The sequence below is a fragment of the Methylobacterium sp. B1 genome, from assembly GCF_000333255.1.
Taxonomy (GTDB): domain Bacteria; phylum Pseudomonadota; class Alphaproteobacteria; order Rhizobiales; family Beijerinckiaceae; genus Methylobacterium; species Methylobacterium fujisawaense.
Map to the genome: position 1 here is coordinate 1 of NZ_BACT01000875.1, position 3109 is coordinate 3109.

At 68.1% G+C, this 3109-nt stretch carries 3 protein-coding genes and 2 pseudogenes; 4 read left to right on the forward strand and 1 reads right to left on the reverse strand.

The window, feature by feature from the left end:
- A pseudogene (locus I53_RS32800) lies at positions 1 to 109 on the reverse strand (glycosyltransferase family 4 protein); the annotation flags it as partial.
- A 647-nt stretch (positions 110 to 756) separates the two neighbouring features.
- On the opposite strand from I53_RS32800, the gene rpmI reads away from it, so the two are divergent.
- The 4 genes and pseudogenes from rpmI to I53_RS24950 form a co-directional block, all read left to right on the forward strand.
- The gene (rpmI, locus tag I53_RS24935; protein ID WP_007561407.1) at positions 757 to 960 is read left to right on the forward strand and encodes a 50S ribosomal protein L35; all 204 of its coding nucleotides are present in this window, start codon (positions 757 to 759) and stop codon (positions 958 to 960) included.
- Positions 961 to 1011: 51 nt separating this feature from the next.
- A complete protein-coding gene (gene rplT, locus I53_RS24940; RefSeq protein WP_043355811.1) occupies positions 1012 to 1389 on the forward strand; it encodes a 50S ribosomal protein L20 in 378 nt (125 codons plus the stop codon).
- Positions 1390 to 1545: 156 nt separating this feature from the next.
- On the forward strand, positions 1546 to 2628 hold the full coding sequence (gene pheS, locus I53_RS24945) for a phenylalanine--tRNA ligase subunit alpha (RefSeq protein ID WP_043355813.1): 1083 nt from the start codon (positions 1546 to 1548) through the stop codon (positions 2626 to 2628).
- 98 nt (positions 2629 to 2726) lie between these two features.
- Positions 2727 to 3109, forward strand: a pseudogene (locus I53_RS24950) (phenylalanine--tRNA ligase subunit beta); the annotation flags it as partial.

Below are 3109 nucleotides of genomic sequence, written 5' to 3' on the forward strand. Positions count from 1 at the left end.
GACCCTGGCGGACCAGTTCTTCTGTAATCCAGCTGACGACGCGCTCGGTGCCGCCGTAGAACTTCGGAGGGACGGCCTCCGACAACGGAGCGATCTGGGCAATGCGCACGAAGTGTCTCCTGGTTGGCCGAATTTGACGGGGGGTCTAACCCTGCCGGCCTGAGCGGGACATGAATGAAACGGACGGCCAAGGTTATGGTTCCTGGCGACCCCCGTTGTCGCTCACCGTTTTGTGCAGCGCGCTCGCTGTCCCCGAATTCCTCCGAATCAGCGGCCGCGACATGGTCACCGGCGCCCAATCCGCTGCTCGCGGGGCAGTCGCGCGGAGCCGGCCCGTCTCCGGTCCGGACACGCGCATCGCCTCCATGCGCCTCAGGATCACGAACGCCGGCTATCGGGATCAGGTTGCGCCCGGACCCGACAAACCCGTACTCCGGGACGGCGCAGCAGATCCCGGAACCGGATACGGACCGGGCGCCCGAAACGGCGGTGTCGGCGCTTCTGGATCCCGGGCTCGCCCGCTGCGCCCCGGACCGGCGACGCGGATGTCCAGGGCCCTCCGCCCCCCAGGCCCGCGTCCCGCCTCACGGGCGTTGCCGCCGCGTCAGCTTTCTGTCATAAGCCGCACCGCGTCGAACCGCCCGGCCGATAGGGCTGCCGTGGCGGCTCGTGCTGCTCCACCAGAAGCATCAGCGCGCGAACCCCATCCGACCCTTGCGGGGCGGTCCGGGATCATTTCGCGCAACGGAGAGCCAAATGCCCAAGTTGAAGACGAAATCGGGCGCGAAGAAGCGCTTCAAGATCACCGGCACCGGCAAGGTGATGTACGCCCAGGCCGGCAAGCGCCACGGGATGATCAAGCGGACGACCAAGCAGATCCGCAACCTGCGCGGCACCACGACCCTGTTCGAGGGCGATGCCGCCAACGTGAAGAAGTACTTCCTGCCGAACGCGCGGTAAGTCCTTCAACACCCGTTGCCACTGTCTTTCGTCGAATCCAGGAGATAACCGATGGCCCGCGTCAAGCGCGGCGTGACCAGTCACGCGAAGCACAAGAAAGTTCTGAAGGCCGCCAAGGGCTATTACGGCCGGCGCAAGAATACGATCCGGATCGCCAAGCAGGCGGTCGAGAAGGGCATGCAGTATGCCTACCGCGACCGCAAGAACAAGAAGCGCACGTTCCGCGCCCTCTGGATCCAGCGTCTCAACGCGGCGGTCCGCGAGCACGGCCTGACCTACTCGCGCTTCATCGACGGTCTGGCGAAGTCCGGCATCGTCGTCGACCGCAAGGCCCTGTCGGAGCTCGCGATCCACGAGCCGGCGAGCTTCGCCGCCGTCGTCGAGAAGGCGAAGGCCGCACTGCCGCAGACCACCGCCAAGGCCGCCTGATCCAGGCCTGAGGCGAGACGTACGGAAGGCGCGGTTCCCCGGGGAGCCGCGCCTTCGTCGTTTACGAGGTCCCCTGCCCCGCGCTTGCGTGCGGGCGCACAACGCGCGAGAGCACGGCCCGACGGCCGACTCCGCCAACCCTGCTCGAAGACAGCGATGACCGATCTCGATACCCTCGAACGCGATCTCCTGGCCCAGGTGAGCGCGGCGTCCGACGAGGCGGCCCTCGACGCGGTCCGCGTCGCCGCGCTCGGCAAGAAGGGCAGTGTCTCGGATCTGCTGAAGACCCTCGGTGCGATGACGCCGGAGGAGCGTAAGGAGCGCGGCCCGCTGATCAACGGCCTGCGCGACCGGGTCCAGGGCGCCGTCACCGCGCGCAAGACCGCCCTCGCCGAGGCCGCTCTGGAGGCCCGCCTCGCCTCCGAGCGGGTCGACGTGACGCTGCCGGTCCGCGAGGCCCCCGAGGTGCGCGGCCGGATCCATCCGATCTCCCAGGTGATCGACGAGATCACCGCGATCTTCGCCGATATGGGCTTCGCGGTAGCCGAGGGTCCGGACATCGAGACGGACGAGCTGAACTTCACCGCCCTCAACTTCCCGCCCGGGCACCCGGCCCGCGAGATGCACGACACCTTCTTCCTGGCGCCGGACCGCGACGGGAAGCGCAAGGTGCTGCGCACCCACACCTCGCCGGTCCAGATCCGCACCATGCGGGCGCAAACCCCGCCGATCCGGGTGATCATCCCGGGCCGGACCTACCGGCACGATTCCGATCAGACCCACACGCCGATGTTCCATCAGGTCGAAGGGCTGGTGATCGACAAGGCGGCCAACATCGCCAACCTGAAATGGGTGCTGGAGGAGTTCTGCAAAGCGTTCTTCGAGGTGGAGGGCGTGAAGATGCGCTTCCGCCCGTCCTTCTTCCCCTTCACCGAGCCCTCCGCGGAGGTCGACATCCAGTGCTCGCGCAAGGGCGGCGAGATCCGCTTCGGCGAGGGCGACGACTGGCTGGAGATCCTGGGCTGTGGGATGGTGCACCCGAACGTGCTGCGCAATTGCGGGCTCGACCCGGATGCCGTGCAGGGCTTCGCCTTCGGTGTCGGCATCGACCGAATCGCCATGCTGAAATACGGCATGCCGGACCTGCGGCCGTTCTTCGAGGCCGACGTCCGCTGGCTGGATCATTACGGCTTCCGCCCGCTCGACGTTCCGAGCCTCGTGGGCGGCCTCACGGGCTGAGCCCCACCGGCCTCACCGGGGCCCTCCGGCTCCGGTGACGGCCCCGCCATCCTGTTCCTCCGACGGTCGAGCCGATATCGGGCTCTCGAAGGTCCATCATGAAATTCACCCTCTCCTGGCTCAAGGACCACCTCGACACCGAGGCCACCCTCGACACCGTCGCCGAGACGCTGACGCGGATCGGCCTGGAGGTGGAGGGCGTCGAGGACAAGGCCGCCGCGCTGAAGCCCTACGTGATCGCGAAGATCCTGACGGCCGAGCAGCACCCGAACGCCGACCGGCTGCGGGTCTGCTCCGTCGAGACGGGCACGGGCGCGCCCGTGCAGGTGGTCTGCGGAGCGCCGAACGCCCGGGCCGGTCTCGTCTCGGTCTTCGCGCCGCCGGGCACCTACGNTCCGGGGCAGAACATCACCCTGTCGGTGGGCACGATCCGCGGCGTGGAGAGCCGCGGCATGCTGTGCTCGGGCGCCGAGCTCGGGCT

What these genes read in the sequence shown, in the direction of transcription:
- rplT (WP_043355811.1), top strand. Translation starts at nt 1,012, where the DNA reads ATGGCCCGCGTCAAGCGCGGCGTGACCAGTCACGCGAAGCACAAGAAA.
- rpmI (WP_007561407.1), top strand. Translation starts at nt 757, where the DNA reads ATGCCCAAGTTGAAGACGAAATCGGGCGCGAAGAAGCGCTTCAAGATC.
- pheS (WP_043355813.1), top strand. Translation starts at nt 1,546, where the DNA reads ATGACCGATCTCGATACCCTCGAACGCGATCTCCTGGCCCAGGTGAGC.